The organism is Endozoicomonas sp. SESOKO1 (assembly GCF_024606265.1).
Classification (GTDB): domain Bacteria; phylum Pseudomonadota; class Gammaproteobacteria; order Pseudomonadales; family Endozoicomonadaceae; genus Endozoicomonas.
Genome location: NZ_JAHHPP010000055.1, coordinates 1 through 20,147, shown reverse-complemented (window position 1 = coordinate 20,147; position 20,147 = coordinate 1). Strand labels below are relative to the sequence as shown.

Genomic DNA, 20,147 nt, shown 5'->3' with positions numbered 1-20,147 from the left:
TCACCCATTCTTGATCACCATCAGGCGGTCGCCTGCCCTTGCCTCGGAATGAATCCAGACACAGAATGGGCTGCCGCCTGCGGAACGAACAATCGTGCACTCCAGTGTCTGTGAATCACTGTCAATGCCGGAAACTGGATAAGTAGCCTCAAGGCCTTCGTTCGATACCAGAGTAATATGCTCGCCAATAGCAACGTCGAAGGGCAGGCGGGTGGATAATTTGATGATGACTTCCGTTGAGCTGAGTGATACCAGTTCGGTAAGAATACCGGGCACTTCATCCCGGGTAGGCAATGCCAGGCTGAGATCACCGGTTACCCTGGTCTGACAGGCGAGAATATACCCTCTATTGATTTGCTCTGTGGTTAGTAATGACTGGGCTTGTGCAGGTGTGGATCCTGCCGTCACCCGAAGCATGCAGGAGTGACACACTCCGGCCCGACAGGAATAGGGTGCCTTGGCGTTCTGGCGCAGTAATCCATCCAGAAGGTTCTCGTTCTCATCCATCGGGTAACTGTTGCCCTGAAACTGAATCTTCGGCACGGAAAAACTCCTGTCCGTTGTTATGCTCAGTGAAGTTGCTGTGCAAGTTTATAACCTGCACTTGATATTACCAGTTGAGCCAAAGTTGAACCCTGATCTTTTTGCGAAAACTTGACCCCTGATGAGGTTTATCAATGTTATTGGCTTTGGGCATTGGTATAATTCCCGCCCAATAATGAGGATTGACTTTAGCTGCTGTTAATGATTGTGCCAATAAGAGTGATGCTCTCAGCTTATTGAACAGCTTCAAACCGGCAAGTTCAGATTGCGAAATAAAATTGTAGGACAAGGGGTGAAAAACCAATGAGTGTTGTTATTCGGGAAGATGATTTAATTCTGAGTGTGGCGGACGCACTGCAGTTTATTTCTTACTATCATCCCATTGATTTTATTGATGCGGTCTATCAAGCCTACCAGAAAGAAGAGTCGAAGGCGGCGAAAGATGCCATGGCCCAGATTCTGGTGAACTCCAGAATGTGCGCGATGGGCAAGCGTCCTATCTGTCAGGATACCGGTATCGTTACGGTCTTTGTCCGCGTCGGCATGAACGTACGTTTTGATACAGATCGATCCATTGAAGACTTGATCAACGAAGGCGTTCGCCGGGCCTATACCCATCCGGACAACGTACTGCGTGCTTCCGTCCTTGCCGATCCTGCCGGTGCCCGTATAAACACCAAAGACAATACGCCAGCGGTTATCCATATGACCCTGGTGCCGGGCGACACCGTTGAAGTGGAGCTGGCGGCCAAAGGCGGTGGCTCGGAAAACAAATCCAAAATGGTCATGCTCAACCCATCCGACAGCATTGTTGAGTGGGTGAAAAAGACCGTACCGACCATGGGTGCCGGCTGGTGTCCTCCGGGCATGTTGGGTATCGGTATTGGTGGCACCGCTGAAAAAGCCATGCTGATGGCCAAGGAAGCCCTGATGGAACCCATCGATATTCATGAGCTTCGTGAGCGTGGCCCACAGAACCGGGTGGAAGAGTTGCGCCTGGAGATTATGGATGAAGTGAACAAACTGGGCATTGGTGCCCAGGGCCTGGGTGGTCTGACCACCGTGCTGGATATCAAGATCAAGGATTACCCAACCCATGCGGCTTCCCTGCCTGTGGCCATGATCCCCAACTGTGCCGCCACCCGCCATGCCCACTTTACCTTGAACGGCAATGGCCCGGTATTCCAGAAAGCACCGAATATTGATGACTACCCGGAAGTCAGCCTGGATATGGGCGAAGGGGTACGCAAGGTCAATGTGGACAATCTGACCCATGATGAGATCAAAAGCTGGCAGCCAGGGGATACCGTTCTACTGTCTGGCAAGATTCTGACCGGTCGGGATGCCGCCCATAAACGCATGGTGGATATGATCGCAAAAGGCGAAGAACTGCCGGTTGACCTGAAAGGGCGCTTTATCTATTACGTAGGTCCCGTTGACCCTGTGCGTGATGAAGCGGTTGGCCCGGCTGGCCCAACCACCTCAACCCGTATGGACAAGTTTACCCGCACCATGCTGGAGAGCACCGGCCTTGCCGGTATGATCGGTAAGGCAGAGCGTGGTCCGGCAGCCATTGAAGCCATCAAAGATAATGAGTCTGTCTACCTGATCGCCGTCGGTGGTGCCGCTTACCTGGTCTCCCAGGCGGTGAAAAAGGCGGAAGTACTGGCCTTTCCTGAACTGGGCATGGAAGCGATCTACGAATTTGAAGTGGAAGATATGCCGGTGACCGTAGCCGTAGACTGTCGTGGCGAATCGGTTCACCAGAGCGGCCCGCAGATCTGGAAAAAGAAAATCGAGGAGCAGGTGCTGGAGGTTAAATAGGCCATACAGCCACGTTCCCACGCTTTCAGGCCCTGTGGGTCGCGTGGGAACGAGGTGCCTGCTTGAAAGTCCGATTGTGTGTAGAGAGTGGCTTTTCAGCCCTGTTTCTTGCAGGCCCTAAAACCAGGAGTCGTTTTCATGCCCATACAGCGTTCCGCTTCTCTCCAGAACCTCGTACAATCCCAGTACGTTCATGAGCGGGTCAGCGGAGCAGCTCCTCAACAACCAGGCATTGCGCAAGCCGCTCTGCGTTTTGCCAATGCCCATACATCTTTAGGCTCTGGTAATATTGGGGTTGGTCATTTACGTGCTATAAAACCCTGGACACCCAGCCTGCCTGATGCAGATGAGGTCGATGACATCATCCATGCATCACGACAGAAAAGAAAAAAATACAACTTCGAAGAATATATCTCAGAAGTTAAAAAAGTTAAGGTGGGTAACTGTGGCGAAAAAAGCAATCTTGTTCGTTATTTTCTGTCACAACAACCCGGTCCACTGATTTACTACCGTGTTTCCCTCTGGCCGAATAGTCATTGCTTTGTGGTAATGGACCAGGAGCCCAGCGTAGAGGGGTTGTTCCCTGATAATTTTAACGATTGGAATGACCAGGCCGTAATTATTGATCCATGGATCGGTATCTGTGCACCCGCAAGACACTACCCCGAACTCTGGCACATGAAGCTTGATACGATGGCCGCAGTGGGCATTGAGCTAAGAACCCCTTCCCATGAAGAAGGCAACTGGCTGAAGGCTGATGTACCATATTGGAAAAACATGCTGGAAAAAAATAAAAAATATTCGGCCGCCAAACGCCCTCCGCCTCCATCCTGGTGTCGGTTAGTGTAGAGCCAGTCTATACCCGTCGTCTTTCAAATGGTTACAAAGTGCCCGGAAAGCACTTGTCATATCTGTATTGAATTGTTTGTGTTGGAGAGGAGCTTTTAGAAGAAAGAATAGTCAGGGCGGATTCACGGGAATATCTTGCCCTGGTTCTGTAATCTCAGCTCCCGCAGACTGCACTCAGGCAAAGGCAGGTTTTTCGGATTGCGGCCATTGAGATGTTTCCCAATCACCCGCAGACTTGAACCTTTAAGCGACAGCGGTGTAGTTTCCGGGTTTATCTTATATTTACGGATAACTTTTTTGACCAGCTTCCTGGTCTGGTCGTTATGCGCGAGGGCACCACGCCTGAGCAATTCAAAGGCCATATCGACCCGATTTTGCCAGGCAGCTAACTCAAGCGTGGTCACCTGGCGGGCATCAATGCTGTTAACATCCGCATGGTGATCCAACAACAATTTCACCCTTCTTAAACACCCGGATTGCACAGCAATAGACAGTGGGGTGGATAAACCGAGTGACTTGCCGTTAACGTCCGCCCCGCATTCCAGCAACAACTTCGCGATCCTGATCCTTCCATTTCTCACCGCGATGTACAGTGGTGTTTGCATGCCCGAGTTGTTGCCGTTAACGTCTGCCCCGTACTGCAGCAATAGCTTTATCGCATTGAGATGTCCACCCGAGGCAGCCACATACAACGGGGTGGCGCATCCGCAGACCCGAGCGTCAGGATGCGCTCCGAATTTAAGTAGCATCTCAATAATCTTGTTACTGATGGGCCTTTTCCGAAAGACAGATCTCAACGGCGTTTTGGCACCAGCGGCATGATCGTCAGGGTTTGCCCCATGCTCCAGCAACAACTCCATGATCTTGAAACGCCGATGTTTCACAGCCACTTTCAACGGGGAATCCTGATATCGCAAATAGCATTCTTTGTGAATGTCCACGCCTTTGTGCAGTAGCTGCGCTACATCTTTAAAGTGTCCGGATCTGGCAGCCATGACCAGGTTCAGTTTGTCCCTAACGGTAATTTTACGCTTCCCTTTTACGGTCTGGTTACAGGGACTGTCATCCAGCTCTGTCCGGTCAGGGGTGGGGCTAGTGCCGGGTAAAGGGCTATGGCTGGCGGGATTATTAATACTGATTGCTGGCGTATTGCTGATACCATTCATACGTTTATTTCAGAAGTTCATTTTTCAACAAATAAGGCAAGTCGAAAGAAGACATTGTTTGTTTATCAAACACATCCTTCAGCCTCCTCTTGCACAAAATTTGCAGCCTGAGAGGCTTTTCCAGAGGCTTTTTCAGAGGGTTGAAGCCTAATTCCTGAGTGACTGTGCGAATAATATCCGGTGCCAGGCTCCTTTGAGGACAGCCGCCGTGGTAGAGCAGTACAGCAGCAGCTTCATAAAACCCGCATTTGTTGGCCCAGAACAGGGGGGTACCTTTACCAGTGTCACGGCTATGAACATCTGCCTCATGCCGCAACAATAACTCCACCACCTGGTCATGCCCTTCTGTTGCCGCCTGCGTCAAGGGCGTAAGCTGCCCGGCTTTCTTGCCGTGAACATCGGCCCCCGATTGCAACAGCAGTTCGACAATTTCAATTTGCCCGTATTGGGCCGCAATGGCCAGAGGAGTGAGGTGACTGCCATCAAAAGTACTGCCATCAGGATCAGCTCCCGATTGCAACAGAAGTTTCACTAACACAATATCACACTTGGCGACGGCCCCTGACAGTGGTGGAAATATTCGGTCGTTAAGGCGGTTTACGTCACCTGCATTATGCTTCAACAGCAATTTCACGATCTCGATGCAGCCTTCTTCAACAGCCAATCTCAGCAGACCTTCCCGGGGGCCTTGCCATTGTGCACCATGTTCCAACAACAGCTTGACAACGTGAACATGCCCATGCATGACCGCTTTGCTCAGGGAATTCCATTGGAAATAGCTTTTGTCACAGCTGTGAATGTTGGCTCCATAACTCAGCAGCAGCCGGGCAATCTCAGTATATCCCCTGACCGCAGCCTGCCACAGTGGAGTCCCCTTTCCGGACGTATGGCTATTAACCTCGGCTCCCCCATTCAGCAGCAGTCTTATCGCCCCAACCTGTCCATACTCTGCCGCCTGAGTCAGGGGCGTTTCCTCTCCGCGGGCATGGCTGTGAATATCCGCACCATGCTTCAATAACAGGCTTATTGCTTTAACCTGCCCATATTTTGCTGCCTGAGTCAGGGGTGTTTCTTTTCCGCGGGCATGGCTGTGAATATCCGCACCGTGCTCCAGCAACAGGCTTATCGCTTCAACCTGCCCATATTTTGCCGCCTGAGTCAGGGGCGTTTCCAGTCCATGGGCATGGCTGTGAATATCCGCGCCATGGGCCAGCAACAGGCTTATCGCGTCAATCTGTCCCCGCCGGGCAGCCTGAGACAGTGGTGTTTCCCCCCCCCGGGCATTGCTGTGAATATCCGCGCCATGGGCCAGCAACACCCTTATTGACTCAACCTGCCCTTGCTTGGCAGCCTGGGACAGTGGTGATTCCGCTGCGTGGGCATAGTAGTATATATACGCGTCATATCGCTGCCAGCCAGCCCTGGGCCGCAGTATTTTCCCTTTGCGGGCATGGGGGTGAATATCCGCGCCATATTCCAGCAGCAGGCTTATCGCCCCAACCTGTCCCCACCTGGCAGCCTGGGTCAGGGGAGTTCGCAAGCCAATGGTATTGCCATTCACGTTTGCCCGGTAATCAAGCAACAGCTGCATCAGTTTGATGTTACCCCGGCCAGCAGCCGTAGCCAGTGGCGTCAAGCCCCCGGAACCGCAGTGGTCAACATGTGCCCCGGACTCCAACAGCAACCTCGCCATGTCAACTGACCCACCTACGGCTGCCCGGCTCAATGGCGTAAGCCCCTGAGTGGCGGTGGACTGGCAGGCAGGCCGCTTGGGCAATCTTTCGTTGCTGCCATTAACCTCGGCACCATTTTCCAGCAGCCACGCCACCATCTTGATATTCCCCCACTCAACTGCGCAATTCAGTGAGGGGACGCTGGCAGCGCCGGTACCGTGTTCGCCCACGCCATTATTGTTGCTGGTATCAGCCAGACCGTCGGTCCTGACTACGGATTGCACCGCTACAGACCGTTTGCGACCATTGGACGGCGGGAATCCAGTGCTATCGGCTGTTACCAGATCGTCAGGGGCAGAGTTACAGGGAATCTGTTTTGTATACGTCGATGGAGCAGTGTCGTCCACTGCATTAGAAGTCCCCGGGATTTCAACAGCACCGGCTGGCGGCAAGCCAGGATAACCCCTGGCATTAAGTGGTTGCATGGTAACTTACCATCAGTCTCAATATGTCCCAAAGTTCTTAGAGCAATCACCCCGGAAAAAGGTTCCGGCTATCCGCCTCGAAATAACACGGTAACGGAATAATTGAAGACAGAATCGGGGATAATCATTTGTTGATTCTGGTCATATTATTTCCCCGGCATCTCAATATACTCAGCTAACCAGTTATAGTCTTATAAGGTTTGGAGGAATGGATTTCTTTCGTTACTGGGGGAAGGCTCGCGGTACTGAAACTGCCGGTAGTCTTGCGAGAAAAACTTACCATCTGCTGGCATATCACTCGCTTGATGTGGCCGCTACAGGCTGGTTATTGCTAAACCCGGGCAAGCCATTATGCCGACAACTGGCCCGGCAGCTATCGGTTCAGCCGCAGTGGTTACAGACATTTTTCTGTTTCTGCCTGATGCTTCATGATATCGGCAAATTCTGCCGGGGGTTCCAGAACCTGGCACCCAACCTTTCCCTCGACCTGGTGCCTGCAGAACCCCAGCGCAAATACGATACCCGCCATGATTCCCTGGGTTACTTACTGTGGCAGAAAGAATTATCCACGCGCCTGGCTGATCTGTTTCCCGATAGAAAAATACCAAGGGCGATCAGCCCCTGGCTGGAAGTCGTTTGTGGCCATCATGGCCAGCCTCCACGCAAAGACCGAATTGTCAGAACCTGCCTGAACCCTGAGGAGGATATCCCCGCTGCAGAAGCATTCGTCCGGAACATTGTCAGCTATTGGCAACCGGATTTTTCACCGTTAACTTCCATTGATAAAAAGGTCTTTAAAAAAGTGTCCTGGCAATTGGCTGGTGTTGCGGTGCTTGCAGACTGGCTGGGGTCTGATCAATCGGTATTTGGCTATCAAGAACGACCGATGCCTTTGCAGGATTATTGGCAGAGTTATGCCTTGCCTGCTGCGGAAAAAGTGGTATCTGGCTCTGCCTTGCAACCCGGAATGGTAAATCCCTTTACATCCATCAGACAGCAATTTGATTTTATCCATGAGGCCACCCCCCTGCAGGAATTTGCTGAGGTCATTGATCTGGGCGACAGCCCTCATCTATTTATTCTTGAGGATGTAACCGGGGCGGGGAAAACCGAAGCGGCCATGGTGCTGGTTCATCGTTTGATGGCGGCGGGCCTGGCGGATGGCTTGTATGTTGGTCTGCCTACCATGGCCACTGCCAATGGTATGTATCAGCGGTTGGCCAATAGCTATCAAGCTCTGTTTCAGAAGGGGGCTAAACCCTCGCTGGTACTGGCTCATGGTGCCAGTCAATTATCAGGGGCTTTCCAGTCATCCATCGGGATTGATCAGCACAAACCGGATAAAAGTTATCAGCCGGATGATTTATCCGCCAGCGCCTATTGCCATCAGTGGCTGGCAGATAGCCGCAAGAAAGCGCTGCTAGCCGATGTGGGTGTCGGTACCATTGACCAGGCGTTACTGGCGGTTTTGCCTGCACGACATCAGTCCCTGAGAATGCTGGGGCTGGGGAATAAAGTCCTGCTGGTAGACGAGGTGCATGCCTACGATCCCTATATGCGACAACTTCTCATCAGTTTACTGCAGGCTCATGCTGCCCAGGGCGGAAGCATAGTTCTGCTGTCGGCAACCCTACCCCTGGAATTTCGTTCTGAACTGGTAGCGGCTTATCTAAAAGGCCGGGGCTTTGCTGCGCCCGCTTTGCAGGAGGAGGGCTACCCTCTGGCTACTTATTGCTGTGACCAGGGGTTGCAGGAAAAGGTGATAGCCACCAGGTCCAGTGTCAAACGTACCGTAAAGGTCAAACGTCTGGCCAGTGAAGCAGAAGCCCTTGAACTTATCAGGAAAACGGCACAGGCCGGACAATCCATCTGCTGGATTCGCAATACTGTCCGGGATGCCAGGAGTGCCTATAACCAGTTGCAGCAAGAGAAATCTCTGACAAGCGATCGGTTAAGCCTGTTCCATAGTCGTTTTACCGTTTATGACCGTCAGGTTATTGAAAGCGATGTTCTTAACCGGTTTGGCAAATATTCAGAAGGTGAACAGCGCACAGGACAGATATTGATAGCCACTCAGGTAGTCGAACAGAGTCTGGACCTGGATTTTGACGTGATGATTTCAGATCTGGCGCCGGTGGATTTGCTGATCCAGCGAGCCGGACGGTTGCAACGGCATATTCGTAACGCCAGCGGCAGTGTTGCCGGTGTAAAGGATCAGCGGCCTGCACCGGTGCTCTATCTGTTATCCCCTGACCCCGACAAGATAGACAGTGAACACTGGTTAAGGACCCTGTTGCCGGGTAGTCAGGCTGTTTACGCTAATGTGGGCCAGCTTTGGTTAACGGCCGGGGTTATGCTGCAAGACCAGGGATTCTCCATGCCGGAAGATGCACGGCACTTGATAGAGAGTGTTTATGGCAAAGATGTTCAGGAGTGTATACCGGAGGTTTTGCAGCAGGCTTCCTCAGTAGCGGTAGCCAATGACCGGGCCAGAACCAGTATGGGGCATTTTAACTGTCTTGATTTGCAGCAGGGTTACACCTGGGGCAGTGGCGGGGCGGCCAATGGCTGGGATGAGGATACCCGGATTCCCACCCGTTTGAATGACATTGAAACCGTGACGGTTGTACTCGCTAAAGTAGATGGCAACGGTGACCTGCAGCCCTGGGTTGCGAATGAAAACCCGGACCATGCCTGGGCGCTGAGCCAGATTCGTCTGCCGGAAGGGGAGTGGCGCAAGGCAGAAGCACTGATCCCACCCCAATGGCAAACACCCATTACGGAATTGAAACAACGGCGACTCAGCCTTAAGTGGCTTGAAATTTTGCCCCTGGTGGCTGAAACCGGGCATCTCTATCAGTCAGAGAGTGGCTGGGACCTGGCAAGGAATAATGATAATGAATCTGATTAACGATCCATGGATTCCCGTAGTCCGGGAAGACGGCAGCAAAGATATTATCGCGCCCTGGCAAATAGCCGAAGCAGACAACCCGGTGATTGAGATTGCCGCACCACGGCCTGATTTTCAGGGGGCGTTGTACCAGTTTTTGATCGGGTTGCTGCAGACGTCTTTTGCTCCTGAGGATGAAGATGAGTGGCTGGAGCGGTGGGAGGGTGTGCCCGATAGCGACTCTGTAAAAATAGCTTTTGCCCGCTTTTCGGAAGCGTTTGAATTGATTAATGCTGGTGGGCCGAAGTTTTTGCAGGACTCAAATTTACAAGAACAAGTATTGCTGAAAAAAGGAGAACCAGTTAGCAGGCTGCTTATTGGTGCACCTGGAAAAAACACGGAGGAAAGCAATAAGGATTTGTTTATCAAGAGGCAGCATGATGCGGTCTTTTGTCAGTCATGTGCCGCAACGGCTCTTTTCACTTTGCAAACAAATGGCCCTCAGGGCGGTTCTGGCCATATGACAGGTATCAGGGGAGGAGGTCCTTTAACAACAATTTTGCTTCCGGTAGCTGAGTCAAGCGCCCTTTGGCAAAAGCTGTGGGTTAACGTCTTGTTTAAAGAGGGCAAGGGTTGGGATAAAGTTGATTCCTGTTCTGAGAAAATATTTCCCTGGCTGGATTTTCCAGCATTGTCTAAGAAAAAGCTATCTCCTACTTTTCCTGAAAGTGTCAGCCCTCTTCATGGATATTGGGGCATGCCGCGACGTATTCTGTTACAGGTGGCAACCAATACTGATAGTTCTTGTGCCTTATGTGGGAATAAAAATGGCGAAAAAATCAGTCATTTTATAACCGATACGTATGGCATTAACTATGAAGGCCCCTGGTTACACCCACTCACGCCTTATCGTTTTGATCGAAAACAGCAATCACTACCGTTAAGTATTAAGGGTAAGGAAGGTGGCTTGGGTTACCAGCACTGGCTTGGCCTTAATTTCCAGGATAAAGGTAATGGTTGCAGGGCTGCAGAGGTTATTGCGCATTTTCAAATACGAGCTTGTGACTTCCCGGAATTGTCCAAAACAGGCTTCAGGCTATGGTGTTTTGGTTATGACATGGACGGTTTTAAGGCTCTTTGTTGGTACGAGCATCAGTTGCCGGTAATCAAAATGCAGGAACCCTACAGAGAAGTCTTTATTGATTTGGTCACCGACCTGATAGAGTCCGCCAAAGAGGTTGTCAGGTTGCTGCGTAAACAAATAAAAGCAGCATGGGATATTAAGGATGAAAAGAAGCTGAAGGTTATTGATGCCTCTTTCTGGGAAGCCACTGAACCCCCCTTTTACGAACTACTGCAGATTTTGGCCTTACAGCCGGAAAGCACCAGCTCAATGCCTCCAGCTGTTGCCCGACAATGGGTGGACAAACTGCGCAATACTGCTGCCAACCTGTTTGACTACTGGGTACTTGAAGGTGAGCCGGAAAATATGGATATGAAGCGGATTATTCGTGCCCGTCGTTCTCTGGATGATGGTCTGTACAAAAGCAAGGCATTAAAACGCATCGTCACCATTGCTGATATGGCAACAGCCCCTGATTACCAGGAAGAGGTAGGTTGATGGATAAATATAGAAAGCTCAAGCCCGAGGATGCCCAGAGGTTGAAAGCCTGGTGGGCAACTTTGGATGAACATCGCGGCGACCGGGCCCAACTGCGCCGGGCCAGCCAGCCTGATGATATCCTGATGACTCCTGCTTTTTCTCAGTTCCTGCAGAGTATGCCGGGATACTGGGGCGTAGCGCCGGGTCGTCAGGGTATCAGTATCAGTGATGCAGCGTTTGTAGCGGCGGTGCTGGCCAGGGTGAAAAAAACAGAAGAAAAAAACAGCTTTGCCAGAACAATGGCCCTGCCAAAGGAACCCGGAGGCAAGGCTGTGATGAGTGAGCTGCGGTTTCAGCAGTTGCAGAAGAGCCGTAGCCCAGAGGAGTTTTTTACCCGTATCTGCCGTGCACTGGCCCTGGCCGAGGGTAAGGCCAATATTGCCTCACTGGCCGATGATTGCTTGCACTGGCTTTATGAATTCCGTTATGGCCCCGCATCGAAGCCCCTGGACCGCTTGATGGTGCGCTGGGCTTCTGATTATTACCACACGTTTAAAGATTGACAATTAAAGGGAATAAAACCATGAGCCGCTTTCTGCAACTGCATCTGCTGACCTCTTATCCGCCCGCTAACCTGAACCGTGATGATCTTGGCCGGCCTAAAACCGCCAAAATGGGCGGCAGTGATCGTTTACGGGTTTCTTCCCAGAGCCTGAAACGTGCCTGGCGAACATCCGATTTATTCCAGAGTGCTCTGCAAGGCGCTATGGGAGAGAGAACAAAACTACTGGGAGTGCAGCTGTTTCTAAGCCTGATAGAAAAACATGTTGATTTTAAAATGGCGGTTGATACAGCGGGAAAGCTGGCAGGTGTTTTTGGCAAAAATGAAGCACCTGATGATTTGAAAAAGAAAAAAGACCCGGAAAAGCAGGCACTGTATGCAAAATTACAGAAAAAATGGCGAGGCTGGAACCAGCAGAATCTTGGCATTGCTGAATACTCTCTGGAGCAATTGAATGAATTGCAAAAAATTGAAATATCCCAATTAGCCTTTGTCAGCCCCGAAGAAAAACAGAAGGTGTTTGAGCTGGTTGATTTAGTTGCGTCAGGTGGAGAGTTGGGAGAGAAGCTGGACATTCTGTGCGATACAACCTCAGCGGTAGATGTGGCGCTGTTTGGACGGATGCTGGCAGATCATCCCAGTAAAAATATTGAGGCAGCCTGTCAGGTAGCCCATGCCATTTCCGTCCACCCGATAACTATTGAAGATGACTACTTTACTGCCGTCGATGACCTGAACAGCGGCCATGAAGATGCGGGCGCAGCCCATATCGGTGAAACCGGTTTTGCCGCCGGACTCTTCTATTCCTACATCTGTATCAACAAGGAATTGCTGGTTGAGAACCTCAATGGTGACAAGACTTTGGCCAGCCGGGCGATCGCCGCACTGGTAGAGGCGGCCGCCAAAGTGGCTCCGGAGGGCAAGCAAAACAGCTTTGCTTCCCGGGCCTATGCCTCTTATGTACTGGCAGAAGCAGGAGACCAGCAGCCCCGTTCATTATCGGTGGCCTTCCTGAAGCCGGTTGGCCGACAAATCGACGACTATCAGACAGCGGCCATTGAAATGCTGAACCGGCAGCAGCAAAACTTTGATCAGGTTTACGGAGACTGTGCTGATGCCCGTTATGCCATCAATGCCGTTACTGGCGAGGGCAGCCTGAAAGAACTGCTGGCTTTTGCCAGTAAATAAGGAGCAGACCATGGAATATCTGGTCTTTCGTCTTTATGGCCCCATGGCAAGCTGGGGGGAAATTGCTGTGGGCGTAAACAGACATACGGCCCGCTATCCCAGTAAATCGGCATTGCTTGGATTGCTGGGAGCGGCATTAGGAATTTCTCGTGAAGATGAAGAATCTCAGCAGGATCTGTTTGATTATTATGCCATTGCGATCAAAACAGTGTCATGCGGTAGCCTGTTGAAAGATTATCATACGACACAGGTTCCAAACTCCAAGGTGAAATTTCGTTTCCGCTCTCGGCGGGATGAGCTGGTTGTCGGCTGGGAGCAACTGGATGCAGTCGTATCCAGCCGGGCATACCGCACCGATGCCCAGGCCATCGTTGCGGTATCCGCCAGGGCCGGGGCCTGCTGGTCTTTAGGCCAACTGCAGGAGGCACTGCAACGGCCAAAGTATCAGCTTTACCTTGGCCGTAAGGCCTGCCCACTGGCGGCTCCCCTGCAGGCGGAAATTATCGCTGGTGATGGTTTCTACACGGCGCTCAATAACTATCAGCCCAAACCGTTACTGATCGGTCAGCCTGACTGGGTAAGTGAACAGCGTTACCTGAAACCGGATGCCGTATGTCATTTCTACTGGCAGGGTTCCCTCGCTGAATTCACCGGCCAGTCGCTACAGATACCACCACAGGCTGTGCAGCAGCTGGTTCGTCATGACCAGCCCCTGTCCCGTACCCGCTGGCAGTTCCAACCACGGCAGGAAAATCTGTGGCTCAGGCCGTTGGCTGAATTGAGTGATAAGGAGAAGGTGTAATGTATCTGTCGCGTATTCAGCTGACTGGTGCTTTTGCCGCTGAACCGGAGCTGGCGGGCCTGCTTCGGAAAAACAGTTATGGTGTTCACCAGCTATTGTGGAAACTGTTTGACCAGGGCTCCCGTCACCTGTTTCGGGAAGAAAACAGCCGGGAGCAACTGGGCACTCGACGAAGCCTGCCCCTGTATTATGTACTGTCCAGCCAGCGGCCAAAGCAGGATTCAACACTGTTTACCGTTGAGAGCAAGCCTTTTTCCCCACAATTGCAGGTCGGGGACAAATTGGCGTTTCGACTAAGAGCCAATCCAACGGTATCACGTCGCGAAGAAGGCCGGAAAAACGCCAGTCGCCATGATGTGGTGATGGATGCCAAATACCAGCACCTGTTAAATGCCTGCCTGGTGGAAGGTGTGCTGCAGGAATCGGATGTATTCAGTGCTGATCAGCACAACCGGAAGACGGTGAAAAAGCGGTTTGAGAAAAAATACCTGGTTGAAAAACTGTTTGCCAGATTATCGGAAAAAGACCCGGGTGGATTGGCTGAAGCGAAGCACCGGTTTTTCCGGGAGCAGGAACAATCTGTTGCCGAAGCGGCGGAAAACTGGCTGATCAAGCGGGGGGAGCACCATGGTTATGCCATTGACGCTGTTCAGGCCACGGGGTATCAGTGGCATGCCCTGATGAAACCGGGTAACCATCGCAATTCAGGTTTCAGTGCCATGGACTATGAAGGGGTACTGACGGTTACCAATACCACTGATTTCCTCAATGTTCTGGCCAGTGGTCTGGGGCCTTCCAAAGGCTTTGGTTGTGGCTTGCTGATGATTCGCCGTATTTAGCTGGTTTGATACCGTTATCTGCCCGGGTGGCCATAAGGAATAAATATGTCGTTTATCCCGTTAAAACCCATTCCCATCAAAGACCGGGTATCCATGGTATTTGTAGCCATGGGGCGCATAGACGTCAAGGACGGTGCTTTTGTGGTTGTGGATGACGTGAAGGGAGATCGCAAGCATATACCGGTGGGGTCTGTTGTCTGCATTATGCTGGAGCCCGGTACCCGGGTTTCCCATGCAGCCGTCAAATTGGCGGCGGTGACCGGAACCCTGCTGATCTGGGTAGGGGAGTCAGGCGTCCGGCTCTATTCCGCCGGGCAACCGGGCGGGGCCCGTTCCGACAAACTGCTTTACCAGGCCAAACTGGCACTGGATGAGGAGTTGCGACTGAAAGTCGTGCGCAAGATGTTTGAGTTTCGCTTTGGTGAACCGGCACCGTCCCGCCGTTCAGTGGATCAGTTGCGGGGCATTGAAGGTGCCCGGGTGCGCAAGACCTATCAATTGATGGCAAAGCAGTATGGGGTAGAGTGGCATGGTCGTAAATATGACCCGAAGGACTGGGCAGCGGGGGATACCATCAACCAATGCCTGAGTGCTGCCACGGCCTGCCTTTACGGTGTGACTGAGGCAGCGGTGCTGGCGGCGGGTTATGCACCGGCCATTGGTTTTATCCATTCCGGCAAACCACTGGCCTTTGTATACGACATTGCCGATCTGTTTAAGTTTGAAACAGTGGTACCGGTGGCTTTTCAGATAGCGGCCAAAGGTACTGCTCAGCCCGACCGGGATGTTCGCATAGCTTGTCGTGACAGTTTCCGGCAAACCCGGTTATTGAAAAAGATTATTCCCACCATTGAAGAGATTCTGGCGGCCGGTGAGATTGAGCCACCGCCACCGCCGGAAGATGCCCAACCGCCAGCCATTCCTGAGCCACTATCGGTTGGGGATGAAGGACACAGGAGTGCCTGATCATGAGTATGCTGGTAGTGGTGACGGAAAACGTTCCACCCCGTTTACGCGGACGCCTGGCGGTTTGGTTGCTGGAAATCCGTGCCGGGGTTTATGTGGGCAATGTTTCCCAACGAATTCGGGAAATGATCTGGGAACAGGTCAACGCATTGGCAGGACAGGGCAATGTGGCCATGGCCTGGGCCATCAATAATGAATCCGGTTTTGATTTTCAGACCTATGGAAAAAATCGCCGTATCCCGATTGATGACGATGGTCTCAGGCTGGTGCTTTTTCAGCCGGAAGATGCCTGATTCTGGTTCTTTAACAAGGAGAAATGTAACAACAGAAATCTGGTGGAATTTTTGACGTTGGTAATTTGTTGATATATAAGATTGTTTTTTAAGAGTGTTCCCTGCGCCCGCAGGGATGAACCGCTAAAAATTGGATTAATAGCAAATGCTGTTGCGTGTTCCCTGCGCCCGCAGGGATGAACCGCGAGCATTTGTATTAGACAAAAACAAAAAACCGTGTTCCCTGCGCCCGCAGGGATGAACCGTTGTTAGTCAGAGCTTCAATCTCTGCCCCGAGGTGTTCCCTGCGCCCGCAGGGATGAACCGGTGAACAGAATGAACATCGTTGACCAACTCAAGTGTTCCCTGCGCCCGCAGGGATGAACCGGATTTCGTTCTGGGGTCGATGGAGAATGGGTAGTGTTCCCTGCGCCCGCAGGGATGAACCGCAAACAAAAGACGGTCAGACTCTACCTATTGAGTGTTCCCTGCGCCCGCAGGGATGAACCGCTGGTCAGAGATTCTCGGCGTATTAGATGAACGTGTTCCCTGCGCCCGCAGGGATGAACCGGATTAACAATTCTTCACCTTTACGCAGTGGTTGTGTTCCCTGCGCCCGCAGGGATGAACCGTTTTTATCCCGGGAGAAACAGTGTTTGGGTTGGTGTTCCCTGCGCCCGCAGGGATGAACCGCTTTTCAGTGATTTTTCCTGCCAGTTTCTTCAGTGTTCCCTGCGCCCGCAGGGATGAACCGGCAACCAATGGAGGACCCTCGAATATTCCCCCGTGTTCCCTGCGCCCGCAGGGATGAACCGTGATCCATCGACACAATTACCAACGGTTGCCAGTGTTCCCTGCGCCCGCAGGGATGAACCGGCCACCTGGTGCTCCTGCTGCCACATCTCCCGGTGTTCCCTGCGCCCGCAGGGATGAACCGCGTACATCAACGAACAATGGCACCAGGAACTGGTGTTCCCTGCGCCCGCAGGGATGAACCGTCACCAGAGCGGCCAAAGTCCTCACCAAAGCAGTGTTCCCTGCGCCCGCAGGGATGAACCGAGGGAAATAACAATGACAACAGCGCGAGTACAGTGTTCCCTGCGCCCGCAGGGATGAACCGCAACCGAGTACCAGTGGGTGCAGAAAACCATCGTGTTCCCTGCGCCCGCAGGGATGAACCGGATTATGAGTCCACTGTGGCGGTTCCCCGTAAGTGTTCCCTGCGCCCGCAGGGATGAACCGTTTTGAGGGAGTATATGCGGGAATTTGTGAAGGTGTTCCCTGCGCCCGCAGGGATGAACCGGTTTTATTTCGTCGTCATTTACCATAAAAAGTGTGTTCCCTGCGCCCGCAGGGATGAACCGACGATTACCAGGAGCTCACATGATTGAGGTTTGTGTTCCCTGCGCCCGCAGGGATGAACCGGTGGCCTTTTCCAGATCGTTGATCATGTGGGAGTGTTCCCTGCGCCCGCAGGGATGAACCGGCTTTCACCTTTTTCGGTTTAATGGCCTTATCGTGTTCCCTGCGCCCGCAGGGATGAACCGATATTGGTCATAAATAACAACTTCAGGAATCAGTGTTCCCTGCGCCCGCAGGGATGAACCGGTTAATAGCAGGCCACCGCCGTTCATTAGCGCGTGTTCCCTGCGCCCGCAGGGATGAACCGTAGAGTTTACGCTCACCCTGGTTTATTACGGCGTGTTCCCTGCGCCCGCAGGGATGAACCGACAATCTCCCTTATCAGAATCCCCATACGGTAGTGTTCCCTGCGCCCGCAGGGATGAACCGGGTTTTATATGAGATAGGACACCCGGCATAGAGTGTTCCCTGCGCCCGCAGGGATGAACCGGCATCAGTGTCGTCAATTACAAACTCACCGCCGTGTTCCCTGCGCCCGCAGGGATGAACCGGATTGACAGAGAGCAAAATGCATTCAGTAACCGTGTTCCCTGCGCCCGCAGGGATGAACCGCAAACCTCCTGAACGTCGTAAACTTCCAGATCGTGTTCCCTGCGCCCGCAGGGATGAACCGCAATCGTTCAGGTTTGCCCGGAAGGCGGGACCGTGTTCCCTGCGCCCGCAGGGATGAACCGCAATCATAGGAAAGCTGGCCTTTGCCATTGTGGTGTTCCCTGCGCCCGCAGGGATGAACCGAATGGAATTAACCTGTTCGGCAATAGAGGCCAGTGTTCCCTGCGCCCGCAGGGATGAACCGCATTTATGATTGCCGCTGAATCAATTGGTGGTGTGTTCCCTGCGCCCGCAGGGATGAACCGCCGATGCCTGGGTAACGCTTGTGGGATTTGAAGTGTTCCCTGCGCCCGCAGGGATGAACCGATAAGGCACTGGATACCGTGATTGCCATGCCGGTGTTCCCTGCGCCCGCAGGGATGAACCGGCTATCAGGTTGATAATCCCCGTTGGTTTCAAGTGTTCCCTGCGCCCGCAGGGATGAACCGGTCATCGTTGCAGCCATGGGCTACTTTGCCGAGTGTTCCCTGCGCCCGCAGGGATGAACCGGTATGCCCATCTTATCCCGCAACACCACCAGCGTGTTCCCTGCGCCCGCAGGGATGAACCGGAAACCTTTAGGCTTGTTAACGCCGTCGCCGTGTGTTCCCTGCGCCCGCAGGGATGAACCGAGCACGTCGTCGGCGTATTGGTGAACGGCGTCGTGTTCCCTGCGCCCGCAGGGATGAACCGGGTACTCCGGCTCAATATTGACAGTGATTAAAGTGTTCCCTGCGCCCGCAGGGATGAACCGAGAATGCCCTGGAATACCAGCGCCGACTCAATGTGTTCCCTGCGCCCGCAGGGATGAACCGCAAACCCATCATCCCAGCTGCGGTCTGTCAGTCGTGTTCCCTGCGCCCGCAGGGATGAACCGTGCTTCCATTGCCCGTTGCCTGTGGGCTTTCTGTGTTCCCTGCGCCCGCAGGGATGAACCGTTTTTTTCCAGTCCTATCGGACTGCTCGCTATGTGTTCCCTGCGCCCGCAGGGATGAACCGGGCTCAGGCTGAGGCCATGAAGTGGCTGGCCAGTGTTCCCTGCGCCCGCAGGGATGAACCGCCATCACCAAACGGGGCTTTAAATACCTTTCCGTGTTCCCTGCGCCCGCAGGGATGAACCGACAGAGAGCAGTACCACAAAACCCTGAGAAAAGTGTTCCCTGCGCCCGCAGGGATGAACCGACATCCTGTGGCGTCAGGTCCACATCGTCATAGTGTTCCCTGCGCCCGCAGGGATGAACCGAAACCGCGCTGCACCTGACCGCCATCAATGAAGTGTTCCCTGCGCCCGCAGGGATGAACCGCGCGTGCCTGGTGGTGGCATAGAGGTGTTGAGGTGTTCCCTGCGCCCGCAGGGATGAACCGCCAGCTCTTCATCTTCCAGGTTCTGCATAATCGTGTTCCCTGCGCCCGCAGGGATGAACCGAACCGGTTTTGATCACCGGGGCTTTCTGGTCTGTGTTCCCTGCGCCCGCAGGGATGAACCGTCTATCGGCTAGAACTTAACATTGAGGGATGAGTGTTCCCTGCGCCCGCAGGGATGAACCGTTTTCAGCACGATTCAAAGACTGTATGAGCAGGTGTTCCCTGCGCCCGCAGGGATGAACCGCATGAGAGAGGTTCTTCAGAGAACTTTAAAGAGTGTTCCCTGCGCCCGCAGGGATGAACCGGGTAGATGGTGAGCTGGCCTGTATTGTCGGCCGTGTTCCCTGCGCCCGCAGGGATGAACCGCTGGAAGAGTTCGAAAAACTGTCTGAAGTTGAGTGTTCCCTGCGCCCGCAGGGATGAACCGTAATCCATCAGCTCCTGAGCCTGAACTTTGCTGTGTTCCCTGCGCCCGCAGGGATGAACCGCCTGCTTCTGTAACTGGTAGCATCGCTGTTTAGTGTTCCCTGCGCCCGCAGGGATGAACCGGGTATATTCAAACCAGTTCTTCTCAGGCCTGAGTGTTCCCTGCGCCCGCAGGGATGAACCGCAGTACTTTATCAGCACTCAGCATCTTATCCAGTGTTCCCTGCGCCCGCAGGGATGAACCGTTCACTGATTGATGAGCGGGTCTTTCCAGTACGTGTTCCCTGCGCCCGCAGGGATGAACCGAGTCAGGCGTTGCCCAGTTGCTCGGTAACTTAGTGTTCCCTGCGCCCGCAGGGATGAACCGCAGGTCACCAGCATTAGCCGTAAATACCCTAAGTGTTCCCTGCGCCCGCAGGGATGAACCGCGGATGACCGTTATGACCTGCCGGATAATATTGTGTTCCCTGCGCCCGCAGGGATGAACCGTAGTCGTCTAGCACTCGCATGGTTCCATACCTGTGTTCCCTGCGCCCGCAGGGATGAACCGATGGAATCAATATCCCCGGACAGCGGTTCATCGTGTTCCCTGCGCCCGCAGGGATGAACCGAGAGGCCATAATTGCGCTGGCTGGCTGGTTGCGTGTTCCCTGCGCCCGCAGGGAACACTAAGTTACCGAG

General features: G+C 53.1%; 13 protein-coding genes and 1 CRISPR repeat array. Of the genes, 10 read left to right on the top strand and 3 right to left on the bottom strand.

What is annotated here, in order from left to right; translation table 11 throughout:
• Positions 1-543 (bottom strand): 2Fe-2S iron-sulfur cluster-binding protein, encoded by a 543-nt coding sequence (locus tag KDK13_RS03310; protein WP_257283450.1) that lies wholly within the window; start codon positions 541-543, stop codon positions 1-3.
• A 303-nt stretch (positions 544-846) separates the two neighbouring features.
• On the opposite strand from KDK13_RS03310, the gene KDK13_RS03305 reads away from it, so the two are divergent.
• Complete coding sequence (locus KDK13_RS03305; protein ID WP_257283449.1) at positions 847-2,367, top strand: fumarate hydratase; 1,521 nt, start codon at positions 847-849, stop codon at positions 2,365-2,367.
• A gap of 138 nt (positions 2,368-2,505) precedes the next feature.
• The gene (locus KDK13_RS03300) at positions 2,506-3,216 is read left to right on the top strand and encodes a hypothetical protein (RefSeq protein ID WP_257283448.1); all 711 of its coding nucleotides are present in this window, start codon (positions 2,506-2,508) and stop codon (positions 3,214-3,216) included.
• A gap of 122 nt (positions 3,217-3,338) precedes the next feature.
• Here KDK13_RS03300 and KDK13_RS03295 read toward each other — a convergent pair whose 3' ends face one another.
• Together KDK13_RS03295 and KDK13_RS03290 are read right to left on the bottom strand one after the other, a co-directional pair.
• Positions 3,339-4,382 (bottom strand): ankyrin repeat domain-containing protein, encoded by a 1,044-nt coding sequence (locus tag KDK13_RS03295; protein WP_257283447.1) that lies wholly within the window; start codon positions 4,380-4,382, stop codon positions 3,339-3,341.
• A 4-nt stretch (positions 4,383-4,386) separates the two neighbouring features.
• The gene (locus KDK13_RS03290; RefSeq protein WP_257283446.1) at positions 4,387-6,540 is read right to left on the bottom strand and encodes an ankyrin repeat domain-containing protein; all 2,154 of its coding nucleotides are present in this window, start codon (positions 6,538-6,540) and stop codon (positions 4,387-4,389) included.
• Between the two features lie 208 nt (positions 6,541-6,748).
• On the opposite strand from KDK13_RS03290, the gene cas3 reads away from it, so the two are divergent.
• From cas3 to cas2e, 8 genes are read left to right on the top strand one after another with little or no spacing between them, the layout of a single operon-like run.
• A complete protein-coding gene (gene cas3 / locus KDK13_RS03285; RefSeq protein ID WP_257283445.1) occupies positions 6,749-9,451 on the top strand; it encodes a CRISPR-associated helicase Cas3' in 2,703 nt (900 codons plus the stop codon).
• On the top strand, positions 9,438-11,051 hold the full coding sequence (gene casA, locus KDK13_RS03280; RefSeq protein WP_257283443.1) for a type I-E CRISPR-associated protein Cse1/CasA: 1,614 nt from the start codon (positions 9,438-9,440) through the stop codon (positions 11,049-11,051). Before cas3 ends, casA begins: the two co-directional genes overlap by 14 nt.
• Positions 11,051-11,596: a type I-E CRISPR-associated protein Cse2/CasB gene (gene casB, locus KDK13_RS03275; RefSeq protein WP_257283442.1), complete on the top strand. Its 546-nt coding sequence runs from the start codon at positions 11,051-11,053 to the stop codon at positions 11,594-11,596. Before casA ends, casB begins: the two co-directional genes overlap by 1 nt.
• A gap of 20 nt (positions 11,597-11,616) precedes the next feature.
• Positions 11,617-12,783, top strand: coding sequence for a type I-E CRISPR-associated protein Cas7/Cse4/CasC (cas7e, locus tag KDK13_RS03270; protein WP_257283441.1), 1,167 nt, complete (start codon positions 11,617-11,619; stop codon positions 12,781-12,783).
• A 10-nt stretch (positions 12,784-12,793) separates the two neighbouring features.
• Positions 12,794-13,585 carry a type I-E CRISPR-associated protein Cas5/CasD gene (cas5e, locus tag KDK13_RS03265; protein WP_257283440.1) on the top strand — a complete coding sequence of 264 codons (792 nt, stop codon included), beginning with the start codon at positions 12,794-12,796 and terminating at the stop codon, positions 13,583-13,585.
• On the top strand, positions 13,585-14,424 hold the full coding sequence (cas6e, locus tag KDK13_RS03260) for a type I-E CRISPR-associated protein Cas6/Cse3/CasE (protein WP_257283439.1): 840 nt from the start codon (positions 13,585-13,587) through the stop codon (positions 14,422-14,424). The genes cas5e and cas6e overlap by 1 nt, the downstream gene beginning before the upstream one ends.
• Before the next feature lie 45 nt (positions 14,425-14,469).
• A complete protein-coding gene (gene cas1e / locus KDK13_RS03255; RefSeq protein ID WP_257283437.1) occupies positions 14,470-15,390 on the top strand; it encodes a type I-E CRISPR-associated endonuclease Cas1e in 921 nt (306 codons plus the stop codon).
• Between the two features lie 2 nt (positions 15,391-15,392).
• Positions 15,393-15,683 carry a type I-E CRISPR-associated endoribonuclease Cas2e gene (cas2e, locus tag KDK13_RS03250; RefSeq protein WP_257283435.1) on the top strand — a complete coding sequence of 97 codons (291 nt, stop codon included), beginning with the start codon at positions 15,393-15,395 and terminating at the stop codon, positions 15,681-15,683.
• A gap of 94 nt (positions 15,684-15,777) precedes the next feature.
• A CRISPR array of direct repeats spans positions 15,778-20,138; the repeat unit is 29 nt; unit sequence GTGTTCCCTGCGCCCGCAGGGATGAACCG.
• Between the last annotated feature and the right edge of the window lie 9 nt (positions 20,139-20,147).

Bases quoted from the DNA above. Each gene is read 5' to 3' on its own strand.
- KDK13_RS03305 (WP_257283449.1), top strand. From the start codon at position 847: ATGAGTGTTGTTATTCGGGAAGATGATTTAATTCTGAGTGTGGCGGAC.
- KDK13_RS03300 (WP_257283448.1), top strand. From the start codon at position 2,506: ATGCCCATACAGCGTTCCGCTTCTCTCCAGAACCTCGTACAATCCCAG.
- KDK13_RS03295 (WP_257283447.1), bottom strand. From the start codon at position 4,382: ATGAATGGTATCAGCAATACGCCAGCAATCAGTATTAATAATCCCGCC.
- KDK13_RS03290 (WP_257283446.1), bottom strand. From the start codon at position 6,540: ATGCAACCACTTAATGCCAGGGGTTATCCTGGCTTGCCGCCAGCCGGT.
- cas3 (WP_257283445.1), top strand. From the start codon at position 6,749: ATGGATTTCTTTCGTTACTGGGGGAAGGCTCGCGGTACTGAAACTGCC.
- casA (WP_257283443.1), top strand. From the start codon at position 9,438: ATGAATCTGATTAACGATCCATGGATTCCCGTAGTCCGGGAAGACGGC.
- casB (WP_257283442.1), top strand. From the start codon at position 11,051: ATGGATAAATATAGAAAGCTCAAGCCCGAGGATGCCCAGAGGTTGAAA.
- cas7e (WP_257283441.1), top strand. From the start codon at position 11,617: ATGAGCCGCTTTCTGCAACTGCATCTGCTGACCTCTTATCCGCCCGCT.
- cas5e (WP_257283440.1), top strand. From the start codon at position 12,794: ATGGAATATCTGGTCTTTCGTCTTTATGGCCCCATGGCAAGCTGGGGG.
- cas6e (WP_257283439.1), top strand. From the start codon at position 13,585: ATGTATCTGTCGCGTATTCAGCTGACTGGTGCTTTTGCCGCTGAACCG.
- cas1e (WP_257283437.1), top strand. From the start codon at position 14,470: ATGTCGTTTATCCCGTTAAAACCCATTCCCATCAAAGACCGGGTATCC.
- cas2e (WP_257283435.1), top strand. From the start codon at position 15,393: ATGAGTATGCTGGTAGTGGTGACGGAAAACGTTCCACCCCGTTTACGC.